The sequence below is a fragment of the Burkholderia sp. ABCPW 14 genome (assembly GCF_001523835.1).
Classification (GTDB): domain Bacteria; phylum Pseudomonadota; class Gammaproteobacteria; order Burkholderiales; family Burkholderiaceae; genus Burkholderia; species Burkholderia mayonis.
Genome location: NZ_LOVS01000215.1, coordinates 1 through 3054, shown reverse-complemented (window position 1 = coordinate 3054; position 3054 = coordinate 1). Strand labels below are relative to the sequence as shown.

Below are 3054 nucleotides of genomic sequence, written 5' to 3'. Positions count from 1 at the left end.
CCGCCGCCTCCTTCCGGCCATTCCACCCGCTCCAACCGATAGCCGGTCCAGCCGCCCAGTGCCTGAAGTGCCTTGCGATCGTGCAATTCTTCCTCCTGACCTCTATAGAATCAGGCGTCAGGTTACGAAATCTCCATCAAACCCTCCACGGTTTACTGCGATGAACCTTTTAATTCCTCTTGGCGGCATCCTAATGCTCGTGAATCCGACGCGTATTCATTCGATGAACTCCTAGTTTTGCGGTGCAGTACGATACGCGGCAATCTCGCCCGGCAGTCGGGTGCGGCTCACCCGATTGATGAGGTTGGGCTGCCATCACGATGACGGCGATAGCTTTTGCGTCTTATGCAACTCGACCCAGTATCCGTTCAGTTCATCGTCGGGCACGTTGAAGCGCTGCAACCATGCCTCGCATGCCACCGTCGTGTTGAGCAACGGCGCGGTACTGTTAACTGTACCGCGCTGTAGGATGCCGCTCTTGTCGGCCACGATCGAGCGAAGCGCATGGTTCAGCAACACGTATGCAGCCGGAGGTGCTGGCGGTATTCCTTTGCCGATTGGTACGCCGGCTGTCGGGTCGATGCCGGCCTGAATGAGCAAGCCGCCACGATCGAGCGGTGTCTTGCGGAACCAATCGGGGGGGAGCATCAAGGCGTCTGCGCCGCCGACGCGGCGCACCAGGTCCCCGTCAAGAGCCGTCAGCCAATCTACTGTCTTTATCTTGTTCACGAGGTCACGGATCGACGTTCGCATTGGATCGCCGACGTCGACGCCTGGACCATACAGCCGCGACCAGAAATTCTCGCTGGCTTCATTCGCTTCCGGGGCCAGTGGCGGGAGGTTGACCCCGATGCCCGCATGCCCCCAAATCGTCGGTACAGCCGCGGCAAATTCTGCGAACAGTTTCTCGAACGTGCCGGGGCACATTTCCAGAAATCGACGGGGTACCGAGAACACCAAGGCGTCGAGCCCTCGGTCCCCAAGTTCCGCTTGCCAATCGGGAATGCAAAACGCTGAGAACTCAAAAAAGCCGGCAGCGAGCTTGTGATCGGCGCTGGTTGTTGTCGCGACAAGAACCTGAGTGCTCGGCAGCGTGTCGGCGACCGCCGGGAACCCCCGTGCTTTCGCGAATTCAACCGGCTTTTGTCCCTCCTCGTAGAACCAACGCATCGGGCTCGCCTTCGGGACGGGCTGCTCGGCAGCTTTTGCGAAGACCTTCGCGAACTCATCGATCGCCGCCATGTAGCGGTTGTAGCAGTCAACGAGAGCGGCGCGTACGGGCTTCGTGTATCCGCCCTTAAAATACAGCGCCCCGCGCACAACCAATGCCGCTCCAACAATAGCCTTCTGTTCGAGCGGTTCGTACAGTCCAAAGGGCAGGGTGTCTTGTCGTCGTGGGTCGTTGGCCCACGCAATCAATTCGTCTTTCGTCATGATCGTCAGAAAGGAAGGCCGATACCTGGAGTTGCCGGGCCGGGGCCTACCGGTGGCAGTGGCGGCAATCCGAAGGGGCCCGTTCTGTGCGCCGCGCCTGCGTTTCCGCCATACAGTTCGTCGGTGTCGCTGGTGGTGCTGCGTTGAGTCGACGGTGCCGGTTCCTTCTCCGCATCCTCGTCCGGGCAACCGCATTGCGCCTTCTTTAGCGGCACATACTTCGCTTCGTCGCCCGCGATCTTAATGTAGTCAGCTGCTTGACCTCGTGTGAGCGCATCTTCGAATTTCATTTCGATGACGGCTCTGATGTTTGGTTGTTCAGGCGGCTGGGACGGATCATGCACGATCACTACGTCAGGTCTGCGGGTTTGATCGAGCCCTGCCTTCTTTCCTTCAAGATAGCCTTTCATCTTCCCCGGCCAGCTGTTCACGATGTACCCGAGCAAGTCGTCGTGAGGCTTGAGCGGATCATCGGCAGACATGATGGGTGAAGGTGGCACCGTAGTCATGTTGTAGTTGATTTCCGGGACGTACACGGTCTTTTGTCCAGTCTCCGCGATCGATCGGGCGTTTTCGGCGTCGATTCGTTGTTCGACGCACTTCTGTCGCTGAAGACGTCCACCACCGCGTGTCCAAACACCGATTTTGCCGCAGTTGCACATGACGCGACAAAGCAAAGCTTTGTCCTCTGGCGTTATGCCCTTCCTGGCACCGACGACAGTGGTTTGCCCGCCGGTACGCATGCCGCCAGCCGCTTCGCCTCCTGAATATCCGGCTCATGCTCAGCTCGTGCTCGTCGTCGGCCCGGACGTTCCGTTGTGGCTGAATGTGAGCGACGACGCGTCGTTCCCTTCGAGCCAATCGGTGAATCCATTAGCGTCTGTCTTACCGTGGATCGTGCGTCCGTCTGCGGCGCGCACGGTATATGAGTGACCGGCGATGGGTCGACGCGTTACATCGTCGAGCAACTGGAAACGTCCGCTATGCGGCGTTTGCGAGTTCGTTTCGGGCCGGACGCTTTTCCCGCCGCCAATGAAGCCACCTCTTATTCAACGCGTAAGGGGGGAACACGCAGAACAACTAGTGGACTCGTGGTTTCCGCCAAAATCTCTCATAACTCTTTGATTTTTAAGGTGTGTGTGCGCCATCAATTGCCATCATTCAGGCATGGCAACACCGACAAACTCATGGCCTAAAAAATAGGCAGCGTCTGTCACTGATGGCAAAGCGCCCAGTGGCGGCAGATCGTGACCGTGCTCGACGCGATGGCGGGCGGCTGCGACCTGTTCGATATTGACGAGCTGCGCCGCGAGTACAGCGCCGAGGAGTTGAAGTACAGCGCCGAGCTATGGTGCGTGCTCGCGCGAAACGATTTCGCCAGGCCGGCGAAGCTGACGGGCGGCTCGAACCACTCGCCGTTCGACCAACACTCGACGTAATCGAGAATCTCGGCCCGGTTCATGACGGGCGTGGGATCGTCGAACGTGAAGACTTCGGCGCGCGCCGGCGCGGCGCTGCCGGCGCTCGAATTGGGCGCGGCCGCGAACGTGCGCGGCGCGCGCGATCGGCGCTTGCTCATGAGTAAAACTCCGTGAAAGAAGAAGAATGGATGCCGCCGCC

2 protein-coding genes and 2 pseudogenes are annotated in these 3054 nt (G+C 59.3%); all 4 read right to left on the bottom strand.

The features are described from left to right. Positions 1-315: 315 nt before the first annotated feature. Complete coding sequence (locus WS62_RS31980; RefSeq protein WP_066579699.1) at positions 316-1434, bottom strand: type VI immunity family protein; 1119 nt, start codon at positions 1432-1434, stop codon at positions 316-318. 5 nt (positions 1435-1439) lie between these two features. Beyond that, positions 1440-2177, bottom strand: coding sequence for a nuclease (locus WS62_RS35730; RefSeq protein ID WP_082721447.1), 738 nt, complete (start codon positions 2175-2177; stop codon positions 1440-1442). A gap of 39 nt (positions 2178-2216) precedes the next feature. Then, positions 2217-2477, bottom strand: a pseudogene (locus WS62_RS38610) (PAAR domain-containing protein); the annotation flags it as partial. Between the two features lie 266 nt (positions 2478-2743). Beyond that, positions 2744-3013 (bottom strand): annotated as a pseudogene (locus WS62_RS31970) (phage portal protein); the annotation flags it as partial. Positions 3014-3054 lie beyond the last annotated feature (41 nt).